This window comes from Sorangium sp. So ce131 (assembly GCF_051519095.1).
Lineage (GTDB): Bacteria > Myxococcota_A > Polyangia > Polyangiales > Polyangiaceae > Sorangium.
In genome coordinates, this window is record NZ_CP150455.1 from 12,520,941 (window position 1) to 12,537,983 (window position 17,043).

14 protein-coding genes are annotated in these 17,043 nt (G+C 72.1%); 9 read left to right on the forward strand and 5 right to left on the reverse strand.

The window, feature by feature from the left end; all coding sequences use genetic code 11:
• The first annotated feature begins 71 nt into the window (after positions 1-71).
• Entirely contained in the window at positions 72-812 is a 741-nt protein-coding gene (locus WMF43_RS45610) for a hypothetical protein (protein WP_437674847.1), read from the forward strand.
• A 39-nt stretch (positions 813-851) separates the two neighbouring features.
• On the opposite strand, the gene WMF43_RS45615 is transcribed toward WMF43_RS45610, so the two are convergent.
• Complete coding sequence (locus tag WMF43_RS45615; protein ID WP_437674849.1) at positions 852-1,376, reverse strand: hypothetical protein; 525 nt, start codon at positions 1,374-1,376, stop codon at positions 852-854.
• Entirely contained in the window at positions 1,373-2,380 is a 1,008-nt protein-coding gene (locus WMF43_RS45620; protein ID WP_437674851.1) for a hypothetical protein, read from the reverse strand. Before WMF43_RS45620 ends, WMF43_RS45615 begins: the two co-directional genes overlap by 4 nt.
• A gap of 319 nt (positions 2,381-2,699) precedes the next feature.
• Here WMF43_RS45620 and WMF43_RS45625 point away from each other — a divergent pair, with 319 nt between their 5' ends.
• Entirely contained in the window at positions 2,700-3,245 is a 546-nt protein-coding gene (locus WMF43_RS45625; protein WP_437674853.1) for a hypothetical protein, read from the forward strand.
• 137 nt (positions 3,246-3,382) lie between these two features.
• Here WMF43_RS45625 and WMF43_RS45630 read toward each other — a convergent pair whose 3' ends face one another.
• Complete coding sequence (locus tag WMF43_RS45630; protein ID WP_437674854.1) at positions 3,383-4,369, reverse strand: LysR family transcriptional regulator; 987 nt, start codon at positions 4,367-4,369, stop codon at positions 3,383-3,385.
• Between the two features lie 77 nt (positions 4,370-4,446).
• On the opposite strand from WMF43_RS45630, the gene WMF43_RS45635 reads away from it, so the two are divergent.
• A complete protein-coding gene (locus tag WMF43_RS45635) occupies positions 4,447-4,875 on the forward strand; it encodes a DoxX family protein (protein ID WP_437674856.1) in 429 nt (142 codons plus the stop codon).
• Positions 4,876-4,933: 58 nt separating this feature from the next.
• A complete protein-coding gene (locus tag WMF43_RS45640) occupies positions 4,934-5,518 on the forward strand; it encodes a malonic semialdehyde reductase (protein WP_437674858.1) in 585 nt (194 codons plus the stop codon).
• A gap of 10 nt (positions 5,519-5,528) precedes the next feature.
• On the opposite strand, the gene WMF43_RS45645 is transcribed toward WMF43_RS45640, so the two are convergent.
• The gene (locus WMF43_RS45645; protein WP_437674860.1) at positions 5,529-6,272 is read right to left on the reverse strand and encodes an SDR family oxidoreductase; all 744 of its coding nucleotides are present in this window, start codon (positions 6,270-6,272) and stop codon (positions 5,529-5,531) included.
• A gap of 66 nt (positions 6,273-6,338) precedes the next feature.
• Between WMF43_RS45645 and sigJ the strand changes: the two genes are divergently transcribed.
• Entirely contained in the window at positions 6,339-7,241 is a 903-nt protein-coding gene (gene sigJ / locus WMF43_RS45650) for an RNA polymerase sigma factor SigJ (protein ID WP_437674862.1), read from the forward strand.
• A 22-nt stretch (positions 7,242-7,263) separates the two neighbouring features.
• Here sigJ and WMF43_RS45655 read toward each other — a convergent pair whose 3' ends face one another.
• Positions 7,264-8,211 (reverse strand): threonine/serine dehydratase, encoded by a 948-nt coding sequence (locus WMF43_RS45655; RefSeq protein WP_437674864.1) that lies wholly within the window; start codon positions 8,209-8,211, stop codon positions 7,264-7,266.
• Between the two features lie 281 nt (positions 8,212-8,492).
• On the opposite strand from WMF43_RS45655, the gene WMF43_RS45660 reads away from it, so the two are divergent.
• The 4 genes from WMF43_RS45660 (at position 8,493) to WMF43_RS45675 (ending at position 16,810) form a co-directional block, all read left to right on the forward strand.
• Positions 8,493-10,106 carry a hypothetical protein gene (locus WMF43_RS45660; protein ID WP_437674865.1) on the forward strand — a complete coding sequence of 538 codons (1,614 nt, stop codon included), beginning with the start codon at positions 8,493-8,495 and terminating at the stop codon, positions 10,104-10,106.
• Between the two features lie 175 nt (positions 10,107-10,281).
• Positions 10,282-12,069: a thiamine pyrophosphate-requiring protein gene (locus tag WMF43_RS45665; protein ID WP_437674867.1), complete on the forward strand. Its 1,788-nt coding sequence runs from the start codon at positions 10,282-10,284 to the stop codon at positions 12,067-12,069.
• 2 nt (positions 12,070-12,071) lie between these two features.
• Positions 12,072-13,178, forward strand: coding sequence for an enolase C-terminal domain-like protein (locus WMF43_RS45670; protein ID WP_437674869.1), 1,107 nt, complete (start codon positions 12,072-12,074; stop codon positions 13,176-13,178).
• A gap of 23 nt (positions 13,179-13,201) precedes the next feature.
• Positions 13,202-16,810 carry an FAD-binding and (Fe-S)-binding domain-containing protein gene (locus WMF43_RS45675; RefSeq protein ID WP_437674871.1) on the forward strand — a complete coding sequence of 1,203 codons (3,609 nt, stop codon included), beginning with the start codon at positions 13,202-13,204 and terminating at the stop codon, positions 16,808-16,810.
• Positions 16,811-17,043 lie beyond the last annotated feature (233 nt).

A 17,043-nucleotide genomic window follows, 5' to 3' on the forward strand; every position in this document is an offset into this window, starting at 1 on the left:
ACAGATCCATGCATCTTGAGGGGCACGGGGTGCGCGATCTATACTGAGGCATGAGGACTCGGAGCTCTCGAATGCTTGCGGTCGAGCCTTGCGCTCGGGTCGCCCTCGTGCTCGCCGCCGCGGCCGTGAGCGCCGGCTGCGGCCGACCGGACTCGGACCTCTTCGGAGATATCATCGGGGCAACCTCGACGAGCGCCGGCACACAAGGTGGCGGCGACGGCTCGGGAGCTGCCGGCGGCGGCGGCTCGGGGGCTGCCGGCGGCGGCGGCTCGGGGGCTGCCGGCGGCGGGGGCTCGGGAGCTGCCGGCGGCGGGGCTGGCGGGGACCCGGCGGGCAGCGGTGGAGCGGGGGGCAGCGGGTGCGACGAGATCGCCTGGTACTGCGACGCCGACTCCGACGCTCACGGCGACCGGAATGCCGTTGTCGAGGCGTGCAATGCGCCACCAGGGGGCGATGAGGCGTGCGCGGGTCCCTACGTCACCTCGAGCGACGACTGTGGTCCCAACGAAGCGACCGCTCACCCCGGCGCGGAGGCCTACCATGCCGAGCCGATGGCGCCTCCCGCCCATGGCGGCTCGACGTTCGACTATAACTGCGACGGTGCCGCGACGCCGGATCCCGAGCAGCTCTTCGATGGAACGGGCACCCTGGACTGTAACGCGCTCGATTGTCTGGGCTCCGATCCGCCGGAAGGCTACGGCGTCGACGCCGAGTGCGGCGCCACGAGCGAGTACTATCGGTGTGAGCAGTCGTTCGGGCAGCGGTGCGGCCCCATCGCGGCGGAGGCACCCGAACCGCTGCGCTGCAGGTGAGGCAGCGCCCGCGAGGTTCGGCCTGCGGGCTTCCGAGGCTCACGGCTTGGCCGCGCCGATGTCCGGGAAAGCTGCTCCCCTCTGCGCATCGAGCACCGCTCGACCGACGCCGTTCTGCGCATCGAGGGCGGCGGCGAGCGCGTCGATGACCGCCGCGGCGGTCTGACGATCGAGGAGCGCTTCGGCGGAGATCGAGCCGAGCCGCGAGTCGCGCAGCGCTGCCATGAGCGAGAGGGCCGCGGATGCGGCGTCGCTGCGGCCGAGGGCGTCCCCCATCGCCGAGAGGGCCGCGACGATGCCTTTCATCTCCCGCGGAGAAACGGTGAAGTTGAGCAGCGCCGTCGTGTCGTTCTCGTAGCGGAGCCCGTCGGTCTGCAGGTCGAGAAACCAGTCCAGCACGGCCAGGTGGTGCGTCGTCATGATGACGACGCTGGGCACGGGCTTCTTCTGCGAGCCGACATAGGTGAGCTTGATCTGCAGGCTCCGCAGATCGCGTTCGTCCCCGCTCGCCAGCGCGGCGAGCGCCTCGGACGGGGGGGCGCGGCCGGCTGCCTGCGGCTTCATGTGCGCTCCGTCGGCGCGGCCTGGTCGCCCTTGCGTCGGTTGCTGAAGGCGCCGGCCGCCGCGGCGATGCCGACGCCGATCCCGGCGGCGCCGGCGAGCGAGCCGAGCACGATGCCGAGGGTGGCGAGCGTGCCCAGCCCGCCCTTGCCCGGCATCGTGAAGCCATGATTGCTGTTGAACAGGCTGACCGCGGCGTCGAACTTCGCTCCGGGCGCCCCGGAGGCGGTGCCCGTCACGGCCGTCGCTTCCGGCTTGCCCTTCTCCTTGGTGTAGGTCCAGTCGGCGTAGCCGTAATACGTCCCGGCGTCCTCGCCGGCGGCGCTGAACGCCGCGGTCCGGAACTCGTAGAGGAGCGTCGAGCTGGTCCCCGGAAACCCTGCGTCGTCATAGTGCGGCGTATCGTTCGTCGAGGCGGCCGTGCCTGTGAGCGCGTTTCCTTGCGGGCCGAAGTCCGAGGTGTCATCGCCGTTGTAGTAAGGGTCCTTCTCCCCGGCGACGTAGTCGACATGGTAGAAGTCGCCGGTGGTGTCGGCGTCCTGGTAGGAGAAGTCCACGTCGCTCTCGGATGGCTTGGCAGGCTTGCCGTCGAGCAGCTCGCGCATGACCTGGATGAACACGATCTTCGTGCTCTTGTCCTTGCCTTCAGGCGTGTACGTCGTGGTCACCGTGCCGGCGCCCGACGCGGAGATCGCCTTCGTGTTGGCGGTGCGGGACGCGCCCCAGCCCGAGTGGGCCTGCATCTCGACCTTCTTCTGCGACGGCGTCTGGTCGAGAGCAGCCGCCCCGGAGCCGGCGCCTGTCTGGGCGCTCACCGCCGGTACGCGGCTGAAATCGCGACCGGGGAGCGGCTCGCCGGCGGGGCGCTTCGCGCTCTCCGCCAGTGTCGCCTGCGGCGGCGCGACGTCGGTCTCCACGATGGCGGGCCGGCGGAGCAGCGCGTTGTCACTCGATGCGCTGGACGCCCGGGTCTCGCTCTTCCTCTGAAGCGCGGCGTGCTGGCTCATGCATCCCTCTTTTCGGTGGAATGCTCGAGGCTCGCAAGAGCTATCGCGGATGTCAAGCCATCCGTGCGTTCTTCCGGCAATCTCAAATCGACGCGGTCGCCCTTTTTCGGAATCGTTGGCATTCCCTCACCCTCGCGGAGCTCGTAATTTTGCAGATTGCAGGTCCGACCCAAACCCTCGCGCACGAGCCGGGTCGCCGAAGGCTTCGTGGGCGGCCTATCCAGTCTATTCGCAGAGCGCAGGACGTCCTTGCTCCGGCGGCCGTGGCGTGGGATGGTCCTAAGTACCTGCCTCGACGCTCTCGATACGACGGATCATCATGGACGTTCGTCATGCACGGTTCGCAGTCGCCACAGGGGTCGCCAGCGCCGCCCTGGTCATGGGCTGCCCGCACGCGAAGCCCGGGACGGAATCGCGCGTCGCGGGCTCGATGTCCGCCGCGTCGGTGCAGGCTGCGTCCAGCGACGCGGCGCCCTCGGCCGTCACGGTGACGAACCTCGCACAGCCGGGCGCCTTCGAGGTGGCCAATGCCGGCAGCACGTCGGTCGAGCTCGCGTCGACCGTGACGATCGAATCGCAGGCGTCGGGCGCCTGGGGGCCGGGCCCGGCGTCGCGCGTCGCGCTGATCGAGGCCTGCGGGCGGCCGGCTCCGAAATGCGTGCGGCTCGAGCCGGGCGCGCGGCTGCGCCCGCCGGCGTGGAGCGGGTGGCTCTGCTCCGCGCAGTGTCCCGAGACGACGAACTGCAAGAAGAATCCTTATGCGTCCGGCACGCACCGCTTCGTCGTGACGACCTGTGACGGCACCCAGCGCTTCGCCGGGGCTGCGTTCACGAATCCGGACGAGCCCCCGCCGCTCAAGCCCTGAGCGGAGACATACTTCCCTGGACTCGGGATCGTCGAAATGGATCTGCTCGTGGAGCGCCACACACCGGCGCGCGGCCGGGAAGCGCCAATGCGCTTCAATCGGGACCTATCCCGCACCCCCCAGCCTGCGGTGCGAGGTCATTTGGAGGCGCGCCGGGTGTCGCCGGGCGATCTCGCGCGCGGGCGCAGGCCGCTCTTCGCCGCCCGCTTCGGCTTCGGCGCGCCCGCCGGCGGGAGGAGATCCCCCCCGCCCCACGCCATCACCGCGTCGATGAAGGCGCGGAGCTGCGGCGGCATGAACTCCCGCTCTACGTAGACCACCGCGATGTGCGAGTCCGCTTCGACCGCGCCTTTCAGCACGTGCACGAGGGCGCCGCTCTCGAGGTGCGGGCGCACGACCCGCTCCGGCAAGAGCGCAATGCCGAGCCCCTTCAGCGCGGCGTCGCAGAGCAGGTCCATATCGTTCGTGGAGAACACGCCCTCGACCTGGAACTTGCCGCCGGAGGACGGCCAGTGCGTCTGCGGCAGCTCCCCCCGGGCGAAGCCCATCATGCAGCGGTGGCTCCGCAGATCGCGGCGCGTGCGCGGCGTGCCGCGGGCCTCGAGGTACGCGGGCGAGGCGACCACGAGGAGCGGCATGTGCACCAGCGTCCGGGCGACGAGGCCGGGCTCGAGCGCGGTGCTCGCGCGGAGCGCGACGTCGTAGCCGCCGCGCTGGAGGTCGGCGTGCTGGGTCGTGCTGTGGACGTGGAGGCGGACCTCGGGGTACCGGCGCGCAAAATCGCAGATCATGGCGCTGAAGCTCGCGCCCATCGTCGGCGGCACCGAGACGCGCAGCTCGCCGCGCACGACGTTATCGGATTTGCGCACGCTCGCCTCGGCGTGGCGGACGGCGTCGAGCACGATGCGGGCGTGGCGGTAGAGCGCCTCGCCCGCGTCGGTGAGGGCGAGGCTGCGCGTCGTCCGGCGGAGCAAGCGCACCCCGAGCCGCTCCTCCAGCCGCGCGAGGCGGCGGCTGATGGTGGCGCGAGGGACGCCGAGCTCGGCGGCGGCGCGAGACAACGATCGGGCCTCCACGGTCTTCGAGAAGGCGAGGAGCTCGGAGGTCTCGAGGGGGTCGTCCATCTGGATCAAATCCTGGCAGGTGCTTCCAACTGTTGATGCATTGTTACAGGCGTGGCCACGCCTCAGAATGCTCGCTCATGAACGACAAGGCACGCACCATCGGTTACTGGATCGCGACGGGTCTCCTCGGCTTCGGCGTCGCCGCGGGCGGGCTCGCCGATCTCACTCGCTCTCCCCAGGTCGTCGAGGTCATGACGCGCCTCGGCTATCCGGCCTACCTCGCCACCCTCCTCGGCGTATGGAAGGTGCTCGGCGCCGTCGCCCTCTTCGCCCCGCGCTTCCCGCGCCTCAAGGAGTGGGCGTACGCCGGCATCTTCTTCGATCTCACCGGCGCCGCCGCCTCCCACGCCGCCGTGGGCGACCCCGCCGGCCAGGTGATGACGCCCCTCGTCCTCGTCGCCGTCGCCGCCGCCTCCTGGGCGCTGCGCCCCGAGAGCCGCAGGCTCGCGAGCGCCCCGAAGCCCGAGGCCGAGGCCCGCGCCGGCGAGCCCGCGCTCGCGGCCTGACGCCGGATGTCACGAAGCGACTCGCCCCACCTCGACCACGCACCACGGAGCAAACCTCATGAGCGACCAACTCCTCCAGCAGATCCTCCTCGAAGCGCGCACCCACAACGGCTGGCTCGCCGAGCCCATCGACGACGCGACCCTGCACCGCCTCTATGAGGCCCTGCGCCTCGGGCCGACCGCGGCCAACAGCGTTCCGGCGCGGGTCGTCTTCGTGAAGAGCCCCGAGGCCAAGGAGCGCCTGCGCCCCTGCCTCGCGCCGGGCAACGTCGAGAAGACCATGAGCGCGCCCGTCACCGCGATCATCGCCTACGACGCGCGCTTTCACGAGAAGATGCCGAAGCTCTTCCCGGCGCGCCCGACGATGGGCGAGGCCCTCGCCGGCATGCCGCCGGAGCAGCGCGAGTTCTTCCTCCTGCAGAACGCCTCGCTCCAGGCCGGCTACCTGATCCTCGCGGCCCGCGCGCTCGGGCTCGACTGCGGGCCCATGGGCGGCTTCGACCGGGAGAAGGTCGACGCCGCGTTCCTCGCCGACGTGCCGTGGCGCTCGATCCTCCTCATCAACCTGGGCCACGGCGATCCGGCGAAGCTCTACCCGCGCAACCCCCGCCTCGATTTCGAAGAGGCCTGCCGTATCGCGTAGCCCACCGCGCTCACGCGCTCGCCAGCCACTCCTCGAGCCGCGTCGCGCCGAGGTGCGGATTGGCGCCCGGCGTGAGCGAGGCGTCGTCGAGCAACGCGCCGAAATATGGCGCTTGCCGGTCGGAGACGACGCGGCGGGGATCCTTCTTCGCGCCGAGGTAGCGGCGGACGAAATCGTCGAGGCCCGAGGCTTCGGGGCCGGCGAGCTCGACGATGCCGTTCGCGGGCGGGGCGGCGGCGAGCGTGGCGAGCGTGGCGGCGACGTCGGCGGCGGCGACGGGCTGGAAACGCGCGCTGGTGACGCGGATGGTGTCGCCTTCGGCGCCGCTGTTCGCGATGGCGCCGATGAACTCGAAGAACTGCGTCGCGCGGAGGATGGTGTGGGGGACGGAGCTGGACTGGATGGCCCGCTCCTGGGCGACCTTCGCGCGCATGTAGCCGCTCTCGGGCAGGCGATCGGCGCCGACGACGGAGAGGGCGAGGTGATGGCGGACGCCGGCGGCCGCCTCGGCGGGGAGGATGTGCCGGGCGGCCGTCTCGAAGAAGCGGAGGACGGCGGCGTCCTCGAAGGAGGGCGAGTTGACGACGTCGACGACGACGTCGGCGCTGCGCAGCACCTCGGGGAGCCCGGCGCCGGTGAGGATGTCCACCCCCGTCGACGGCGACGCCGGTATAACGTGGTGGCCCTGCGCGGCGAGCCGCGCGTGGAGCTTCTTTCCGATGAGACCTGTGCCGCCGAGGATGACGATGTTCATGGGCAACCTGCCTTTCGCACCCCAGGACCGGGCACCCGATCACCCTGTGACAGGGGTCGCGAAGAAATGATCGCGCCGCCGACAGCGGCCGGGGGAAACGAGCTCGCGGGCGCGGCGGCGGCCTTCACGGGGGTGCGGGGCAAGCTCTTCGGCATCGCGTATCGGATGCTCGGCACGGTGGCCGAGGCCGAGGACGTGCTGCAGGAGGCGTGGATCCGGTGGCAGGCGGCCGATCGGAGCGCTGTGCTCGATCACGAGGCGTTCCTGGTGACGACCACGACGCGCCTGGCGATCAACGTGGTGCAGTCGGCGCGCGTGCGGCGGGAGACGTACGTGGGGCCGTGGCTGCCGGAGCCGGTGGACACGCGCGTCGATCCGGCGCTCGGGGCGGAGCGGCGCGAGGCGCTCGCGCTCGCGGTGCTCGTCTTGCTCGAGAAGCTCACCCCGGCCGAGCGCGCGGCGTACGTCCTGCGCGAGGCGTTCGACTACCCCTACGAGCGCATCGGCGAGATCCTGGACCTGACGGAGGTGAACGTCCGCCAGCACGTCTCGCGCGCGCGGAAGCACCTCGCCGAAGAGCGGCGGGCGCCCGTGAAGGAGGCGGATCAGCGGAGGCTGCTCGAGGCGCTCGTGGCGGCTGCGCAGCGCGGGGATCACGCGGCGCTCGAGGCGCTGTTCGCGGCGGACGTCGCCTCGGTGAGCGACGGCGGCGGCGCGGCGCGGTTGGCGGCGCGCGCGCCGGTGGTCGGGCGCGAGCGGGTCGCGCGGTTCCTCGCCGGATTCGCGGCGCGCTTCTGGGCCGACACGACGCTCACGTGGCTCGAGACGAACGGCCAGCCCTCGGTGCTCGTCTCGCGCGGCGACGAGCGGGTGGCCCTCGCCACGATCGACGCCTCGGCGGACGGGATCGAGCGCATTTTCTGGGTGATGAGCCCCGCGAAGCTCGCGGGCGTGCCGTGCGCCGTCTGACGCCTCGCCTCGAGGGCCGCGATCACAGGGCGCCCGCGAGCTTGCTCAACTCGACATTGGCCCCGCAAAGCAGCACGCCGACCCGCTCGCCGGACCGCGCCCGATAGGCCCCGCCGAGGAGCGCGCCCAGGGCCGCCGCGCCGCCGGGCTCGGCGGCGATCCGGTAGTCGCGCCACAACGTCCGCTGCGCGTCGCGGATGGCGGCGTCGGTCACCAGCGCCACGTGGTCCACGGCCTCGCGAGCAATGGCGTATACGAGGGGGCCCGTGTTGCGCGCGCCGAGCGAATCGGCCGCGATCGACTCCACGGTCACGTCCACGGCGCGCCCGGCCTCGAGCGAGGCGTGGAGCGCCCGCGATCCCTCCGGCTCGACGCCCACCACCTTGATGCCGCGCCCGGCCCAGTAGCTCGCGATGCCGGCGACGAGCCCGCCGCCCCCCACGGCCACGAGGACCGTATCGAGCCCGGGGCCGTCCTCTTCCCATTCGAGGGCGACCGTGCCCTGGCCCTGGATGGTGGGGAGGGCGTCGTAAGCGTGAATGGACAGGGCGCCGGTGGCGGCGACGTAAACGTCGCAGGCGACGAGCGCGTCGGCATAACGCTGGCCGCCGATGACCACCTCGGCGCCGAAGCGGCGGATGGCCTCGACCTTGGCGGGGCTCGAGATCTCGGGCACGAAGATGCGAGCAGGGACGCCGAGCTTGCGGGCCGCGTACGCGACGGCCACGCCGTGGTTGCCCCCCGACGCGGCGGCGACGCCCGCGGGCGGGATCTCGGCCGTGAGCAGGGCATTGAAGGCCCCGCGCGGCTTGAAGGTGCCCGCGTGCTGGAGAAACTCGAGCTTGAGGCTGACCGGGCCGTCGTGGCCGAAGGCGCCGTCCGGCACGGAAAGAACCGGGGTTCGGCGGATGTACGGGCGGATGCGCGCGTGGGCGGCACGGATGTCGTCGCGAGAGACGGGCAGGGGCATGGCGGGCGCGGTCTAGCGCTCGGGACGGGGCGGGGCAACGCGGCCAGACGCGGCCAAATCATGGAGACCGCCGCCCTCGACGACGCGGATCGTCGGCCGCCGTCACTCCTGGATGCCGTGCCGTCGCGCAGCGCAGCCGCGCAGCGCGGTGCGCTCTGTGTCGAGCGCGTGACGCCGGAGAATACACGCGCTCGCTCGGCGCTATGAAAATGGCGGATATCCATTTATCATGCGAATTCTGCCCGCGCCTGCTTACAACCCTGAAAAATTACAGGACGTGTATGTACGCAAGATCAATTCGATTCGTCTGCATCGGGGCGCTGCTCGCGACGACCGGGGTCGCCGCGTGTTTCGTCGAGGAGGCGCCGTCGGCGCCCGAGCCGCCTACGGGCGAGCTCGCGGAGGGTCTGACCTTGCCGATCGATCCCCTCCGGTCCCTGGCCGTCACCGAGGAGGAGATCGTCCGACACTTTCCGCTGGAGGAGGTGCTCGGACAGCTCATCGCGCAGTCCGGCGCGCCGACCACACCCACGGATCTGTTCAACCAGTGGTTCGATACCTTCAACGATCAGCCGAGCGGCGTCGTGCCGTGGTCGCCCCATTGCGACGACGAGCTCACGGGCGGGGTGGCCTCCTTCAACCAGTTCCCCTGGGATTGCCCGCGCGCCGAGGGGACCGAGGCGCTCACCGACCCGTTCAAGGACGCCGGGGAGCCCGAGGCGTACATCCCGATCGGGCTGTTCAACCGCTTCGACCTGGCGCCGAGGAGCGGCGAGACGTGCGGCGAGTACCGCATCGTGTATGCCCGTCAGTCCGGGGTGCCGAGGTTCGGCGGGGACCCGCGCAACCTGCTCATCTTCGAGGCGGTCCTGCCCAACCCGCACCCCGAGTGCGGGGTCGAGGCCTGCCGTCCCGTCGCCGAGTTCTGGTCGGACCTGACCGCGATCGACGACGTGGAGGCGCGCGCCAAGAGGCTGCGCGAGTTCTACTTCGACGGACTACCGGGGTTCGCGCCGGTGGTCCACATCGACCACTACGGCGCCAACCTGAGCTCCGGCGGGTACGGCAACTCGATGGGGCAGATCCGCACCAACTCGTTCATCGAGCGCAAGTGGATGCTCCGCGAGTTCAAGCTGGTGAACGACTGCCGGTGCGAGGACGCCGCGCGGGGAGCCTGCCGCCTCGCGATGCTCCCCATCACGACGAAGGCGAACCCCTATCCCGAGCTCTGGTCGTCGTCCTTCGGCGATCCGCGCCAGCCCGCGTTCCAGAGCAGCCTCACCGCGCAGGTGGCGTCGCTCGCGATCGCGGACATCAACGGGTTCACCTACGACGTCCCCGACGAGTTCAACTCGGGGCAGAGCGTCGCGCAAGGCGGTTTTCCCGACACGAACGATTACGCCGCGTTCATGGACCCTTCGTTCCGGAATGACGTCCAGACGGCGCTGACGGCGATCGGGAGCGCGCTGCTCCCCGAGCACATCGCCGACCGCGCGACGGCGCAGTCGTGCGGCGGGTGCCACGAGCTCTCGAACGGGGACGACCTCGGCGACGGGATCACCTGGCCGTTCTCGCGTCGGTTCGTTCACGTCGACGAATCGTCGGGCCTGGAGCCCGGCCCCGACGGGCCGCGCTGGCCGATCTCGCAGGCGCTCACCGATGTATTCCTGCCGTTCCGCCAGAAGATCCTGGAGGGCTTCCTCACGACCAGGCCGAGGAGGTGCGAGGAGGCGAAGGAGGTGGTGGATCCGCGCAGGCGCCTGCCGCTCGACTGCGGTGATCCTCGCGTCCAGCGGGCGGTGCGCGAGGGCGCCGTGCTCGTGACCGAGGAGGACCTCAGGAAGCTGGAGCTGAGGATCCGCGAGGCGCCGTTCAACCGGCACGCCGTCCACTGACGGTCGCGCCCGGCGCGCCGCGGAATGCATCCCTTGCGCCCGCGCGCGCAGCGGCCGCTCGCACGCGCAGCCGTGGCACGTACCGCGCACGCAGCGCGCAGCGCGGCGAGGCGGCACGGATGTCGCACGCCTCGCCGGGCCGGGCTCACGTTCGAGCTCGCGGGGGGGAAGACTCATGGCCCAGACCGTCGGCGAGTTCCTGCTGAGGCGCCTCGTCGCGTGGGGCGTCCGGCGCGTCTACGCCTATCCGGGCGACGGCATCAACGGCATCGTGGGCGCGTTTCACCGCGTTCCGGACCTCCGGTTCATCCAGGTGCGGCACGAGGAGATGGGCGCGTTCATGGCGTGCGCCCACGCGAAGTTCACCGGCGAGGTCGGCGTGTGCCTGGCGACCTCGGGGCCCGGCGCGATCCATCTCCTGAACGGGCTCTACGACGCGAAGCTGGACCACCAGCCGGTCGTGGCCATCGTCGGCCAGCAGGACCGCGCCGCGCTCGGGGGGCATTATCAGCAGGAGGTCGATCTCGTCACGCTCTTCAAGGACGTCGCGCACGAGTACGTGCAGATGGCGTCCTCTCCCGCGCAGATCCGGCACCTCATCGACCGCGCGATGCGCATCGCGCGGGCGGAGCGCACGGTCACGTGTGTCATCGTCCCGAAGGACGTCCAGGAGATGGACGCGGTCGAGGAGCCCCCGCACACGCACGGCACCGTGCACACCGGCCTCGGCTACTGCTCGCCGCGCGTGGTGCCGAAGGAGGAGGATCTGAGGCGCGCGGCCGACGTGCTCAACGCCGGCAAGCGGGTCGCCATGCTCATCGGACAGGGGGCCCTCGGCGCCGCGCCCGAGGTCGCGCGTGTCGCCGAGATCCTCGGGTGCGGCGTGGCCAAGGCGCTGCTCGGCAAGGCGGCGCTCCCCGACGACCTGCCCTGGGTCACCGGCGCGATCGGCCTGCTCGGCACCAAGCCGAGCTGGGACATGATGGCGAACTGCGACACGCTCTTCATGGTCGGCTCGAGCTTCCCCTATCCGGAGTTCCTGCCGCAGGAGGGCCAGGCGCGCGGCGTCCAGATCGACATCGACGGCCGCATGCTCGGCCTGCGCTACCCGATGGAGGTCAACCTGATCGGCGACAGCGCCGAGACGCTGCGGGCGCTCATCCCCTACCTCAAGCTCAAGACCGACCGCTCGTGGCGGCGCCGGCTCGAGGAGAGCGTCGCCGACTGGTGGAAGGTGCTCGAGGCGCGGGCGATGAACGACGCCAACCCGCTGAACCCGCAGCGGGTCTACTGGGAGCTGTCGCCGCGGCTGCCCGACCGGTGCATCCTGACCGCCGACTCCGGCTCGTCGGCGAACTGGTACGCGCGCGACATCAAGATCCGCGAGGGCATGATGGCGTCGCTCTCGGGGACGCTGGCGACGATGGGCCCCGGGATGCCGTACGCGGTCGCGGCCAAGTTCGCCTACCCCGACCGCCCGGTCGTCGCGATGGTCGGCGACGGCGCGATGCAGATGAACGGCATCAACGTGCTCGTCACCGTGGCGAAGTACTGGCGCGAGTGGAAGGACCCGCGCCTCGTCGTGCTGGTGCTCAACAACCGCGACCTCAACCAGGTCACCTGGGAGCTCCGCGTGATGAGCGGCGACCCGAAGCTCGAGGCGTCCCAGACGCTGCCGGACTTCCCGTACGCGGCCTACGCCGAGGCGCTCGGGCTCGCGGGCGTGCGGGTCGACCGCCCGGACCAGGTCGCGCGCACCTGGGACGAGGCCTTCCGGGTCGACCGGCCGGTGGTGGTCGAGGCGGTCACCGACCCGGAGGTCCCGCCGCTGCCGCCGCACATCACGGTGAAGCAGGCGAGGATGCTCACGACGGCGCTGCTGCGGGGCGACCCGGGCGCGCGCGGGATCATCCGCCAGGCGTACCGGGACATGATCGAGAGCTGGATCCCGCACCGGGGTTGACGATGGCCGACCCCAGGCAGCACGCGGCGGTCCCGGTCGAGCGGATCGAGGTGGCCGCGTACGTCGTCCCGACCGACCGGCCGGAGTCCGACGGCACGCTCGAGTGGCGCGAGACGACGCTGGTCGTCGTGCACGCGTCCGCCGGGAGCGAGCGCGGGCTCGGTTACACGTACGCCGACGTCGCGGCGGCGCGGCTCGTGGCCGACAAACTCGCGGGCGTCGTGCGCGGGCGCGACGCGATGGCGGTGCCGGGCGCGTGGGCCGCAATGGTGCGCAGCATCCGCAACCTCGGCCGGCCCGGGATCGCGCAGATGGCGATCGCGGCGGTCGACGCCGCGCTGTGGGACCTGAAGGCCCGCCTGCTCGGGGTGCCGCTCGTGGTGCTGCTCGGCACGGCGCGCGACCGGGTGCCCATCTACGGCAGCGGCGGGTTCACCTCGTACACGGAGGCCGAGCTCGCGGAGCAGCTCGTCGGCTGGGTCGCCGCGGGCATCCCGCGCGTGAAGATGAAGGTGGGGCGCGACCCCGCGATGGACCTCGCGCGCGTCCGCGCGGCGCGCCGCGCCATCGGCCCGGACGCCGAGCTGTTCGTCGACGCGAACGGCGCCTACGCGCGCAAGCAGGCGCTCGCCTTCGCCGAGCGGTTCGCCGGCGAGGGCGTCCGCTGGTTCGAGGAGCCCGTGACCTCGGACGACCTCGACGGGCTGCGCCTCCTGCGCGACCGGGCGCCCGCCGGCATGGACGTCGCGGCGGGCGAGTACGGCTACGATCTCGTCTACTTCCGCCGCATGCTCGACGCCGGCGCCGTCGACGTCCTGCAGGCGGACGCGAGCCGCTGCGGGATCACCGGCTTCCTCGCCGCCGCGGCGCTGTGCGAGGCGCGCTCGCTCGACCTGTCGGGCCACTGCGCGCCGTCGCTGCACCTGCACCCCGCGTGCGCGGTGCAGCGGCTCGCGCACCTCGAGTTCTTTCACGATCACGTCCGCATCGAGCGGATGCTCTTCGACGGCGCGGCGGCGCCCGCGGGCGGCGCGCTCGCCCCGGACCTGTCGCGCCCCGGGATGGGCCTCTCGCTCCGGCGCGCGGACGCCGAGCGCTTCGCGGTGTGAGCCCGCGGTGTGAGGGGGAAATCATGCAACACGTCGAGCAGGAGACAGGGAGATCCGCGGCGGAGGGCAGGCCCTCCGAGCCCGTGCAGCGCGAGATCGATCGCGGCGTCATCCGCTTGCCTGGCGAGCAGCGCGTGCGGCTCGCGCCCGCGGCCGGGCCCGAGGTGGAGGCGCTCGCCGCCGAGCTCTCGCGCTCCATCGAGGGGGAGGTCCGCTTCACCGCGGGCGACCGCGCGCTCTACGCGACCGACGGGTCGAACTACCGGCAGCTGCCCATCGGCGTCGTCGTGCCGCGCCACAAACACGACGTGATCGCCGCCGTGGCCGCGTGCCGCCGCCACGGCGCGCCCATCCTCGCGCGCGGGGGCGGCACGAGCCTCGCCGGGCAGACGTGCAACGTGGCGGTCGTGCTCGACTTCTCGAAGTACATGCGCGGCGTCCTCGCGCTCGACCGCGCGAGCAAGCGCGCCCGGGTCCTGCCGGGCACGGTGCTCGACGCGCTGCGCAAGGCCGCGAACGAGCTCGACCTGACGTTCGCGCCCGACCCCTCGACCCACGAGTACTGCACGCTCGGCGGGATGATCGGCAACAACTCCTGCGGCGTGCACTCGGTCCTCGGCGGGCGCACCGTCGACAACGTGCACGAGCTCGAGGTGCTGACCTACGACGGCCTGCGGCTGCGCGTGGGGCCGACCAGCGAGGAGGAGCTCGACGCCATCGTCCGCGAGGGCGGCCGGCGCGGGCGCATCTACGCCGCGCTGCGCGCCATCCGCGACCGGTACGCGGAGCTCATCCGCGCCCGCTACCCGCGCATCCCGCGCCGCGTATCGGGCTACAACCTGGACGAGCTGCTCCCGGAGAACGGCTTCCACGTGGCGCGCGCCCTGGTCGGCACCGAGGGCACGTGCGTCACGGTGCTCGAGGCCACGCTGCGCCTCGTCGACTGGCCCAGGTTCCGGTCGCTCGTCGTGCTCGGCTACCCGGACGTGTTCTCCGCGGGCGACCACGTGCCCGAGGTGCTGCGCTCGGGCCCGATCGCGCTCGAGGGGATCGACCACTGCCTCATCGCGGACATGCACAAGAAGGGGCTGAACGAGCGCTACCTGCGCTACCTGCCGGACGGCCGCGGCTTCCTCCTGGTCGAGTTCGGGGGCGACACGCGGGAGCAGGCCGACGCGCGGGCGCACGCTGCCATGGACGCCCTCGCGCGCGGGCCGAACCCGCCGTCGATGAAGCTGTACGACGACCCCGACCAGGAGCAGGCGCTCTGGGAGGTGCGCAGGGCAGGGCTCGGCGCGACCTCGCGCGTCCCGGGCGAGCCCGACACGTGGCCCGGCTGGGAGGACTCGGCCGTGCACCCGGACAACCTGGGCGGTTACCTCCGCGACCTGCGCGCGCTGTTCGATCGCCACGGCTACCACCCCGCGCTCTACGGCCACTTCGGGCAGGCGTGTGTGCACTGCCGCGTGGACTTCGACGTGGTGACGGCCGAGGGCATCCGCAACTGGAAGCGCTTCCTCGACGAGGCGACCGAGCTCGTGGTCCGCTACGGCGGCTCGTTCTCCGGGGAGCACGGTGACGGCCAGGCGCGCGCGCAGTACCTGCCGAAGATGTACGGCGAGGAGCTCATCGAGGCGTTCCGCCAGTTCAAGGCCGCCTGGGACCCCGACGGGCGCATGAACCCCGGCAAGGTCGTCGACCCGTACCGCGTCGACGAGAACCTGCGCCTCGGCGCCGGCTTCCGCTCCGCGGCCGTGGAGACGCACTTCCGCTTCCCGGACGACGACGGCGACTTCACGCGCGCGGCCCTGCGCTGCGTGGGCGTCGGCCAGTGCCGACGCCACGGCGGCGGCACGATGTGCCCGAGCTACATGGTGACGCACGAGGAGGAGCACGCGACGCGCGGCCGGGCGCGCCTGCTCTTCGAGATGCTGGAGGGGAGCGAGCTCCGGGGCTTCCGCGACGACGCGGTGAAGGAGTCGCTCGACCTGTGCCTGGCCTGCAAGGGGTGCAAGGGCGAGTGCCCGGTCCACGTCGACATGGCCACGTACAAGGCCGAGTTCCTGTCGCACTACTACGCGGGGCGGCTCAGGCCGCGCGCCGCGTACTCGATGGGGCTCATCCACTGGTGGGCGCGCCTCGGGCAGCGCGTGCCCGGGCTCGCCAACCTCGTCACGCAGACGCCGGCGCTCGCCGCGATCGCCAAGAAGCTCGCCGGCATCGCGCCCGAGCGGAGCATCCCGCCGTTCGCGCGGACGTCGTTCCGGCAGTGGTTCCACGGCCGGCCGCGCCGCAACGCCGGCGCCCCGCAGGTGCTGCTCTGGCCGGACACGTTCAACGATCACTTCTTCCCGGACACCGCGATCGCCGCGACCGAGGTGCTCGAGTGGGCGGGCTACGAGGTGATCGTCCCGGAGCAGAAGCTCTGCTGCGGCCGGCCGCTCTACGACTTCGGCTTCCTGAAGACGGCCCGGCGCATGCTGCGCGACGTGATGAGCGCGCTGCGCGATCCGATCGCGCGCGGCGTGCCGGTGGTCGGCCTGGAGCCGAGCTGCGTCTCGGTCTTCCGCGACGAGCTGCACGGGCTCTTCCCCGACGACCCGTTGGCGTCGAGGCTCCGGGAGCTGACGCACCTGTTCGGCGACTTCCTGAAGGGGGCGCCGGACGGCGATCCCGGCCGGCCTTTGCTCGGTCCGCGCGGGCGCGAGCTGCCGCGGCTCGACCGGCGCGCCGTGGTGCACGGCCACTGCCACCACAAGGCGATCCTGGGGATGGACGGCGAGCGCGACGTGCTCCGCGGCATGGGCCTCGACGCCGAGCTCCTCGACTCGGGCTGCTGCGGCATGGCAGGCGCCTTCGGCTTCGAGGAGGGCGACAAGTACGAGGTCTCGATCCAGTGCGGCGAGCGCGTGCTCCTGCCCGCAGTCCGCTCGGCGCCGAAGGACACGCTCGTCGTGGCCGACGGCTTCAGCTGCCGCGAGCAGATCCAGCAGACGACCGACCGGCGGGCGCTGCACCTGGCCGAGGTCGTGCGCATGGCGACGCTGCACGGCCCCGAGGGGCCGGCGGGCGACTACCCCGAGCGTGTGTACCTGCCGGCGCCCGAGGAGGTTTACGTGCTGCCGCCCGCGAAGGCGGCGGCGCTCGCCGCGGCGCCGGCCGGCGCGGCGCTCCTCTGGGCCGCCGGGCGGTGGCTCGCGGCCGAGCGGCGGCGCGCACGGCGCGGCCGGTGGCTCCCGGCGGCGGGCGTGGCCGCGGCGGCGCTCGCGGCGGCCGGCCTTCTCGGGCGTGCGCAGGCGGGGAATAGCCCTTGCAGCACGAGACCCATGGATCCATCCAGCGCAATCCGGTTCGATACGGAGAGGGTCGCCCGCCCCCTCAGCGAGCGAGGTCACGTCAGCGCCGACGCAGGTTCCGCGGCGCCCGCGGGGCCTGCCGAGCAGATCGAGCACAGCAAGGAGCGGCTCGCGCGCGACCTGGTCGCGGCCAAGGCGAGGTGGGGCGGCATCGAGGGCGAGGCAGAGCACACGGCCCGGCGCGTCGCCGTCGCGGCGGCCGCCGTGATCGCCGTGGGGGCCATGGCGGCCGTGGCGATACGCTCCCGCCGCAAACACCGGCGACTCTGGTGGTGACGCCGCGTCGCTCCCGAGGAGCTCGTCCTTCAGCGCCAGGAGCCGCGGGGTGGGCTCGATCCATGTACCGCGTGCCCACCGCGCTCGCGCAGTGAAGAGGGAGGTCATGGCGTCCAGGATGTCCTGGATCGACAGGGCAGGAGGCGGCTTGTCCGGGCTGTCGAGGGCTCGATCCACGTAGTGCCCGAGGCACTCGGTCGTGACGAACGCTGTAATCGCGTTGGTGGCCGCGC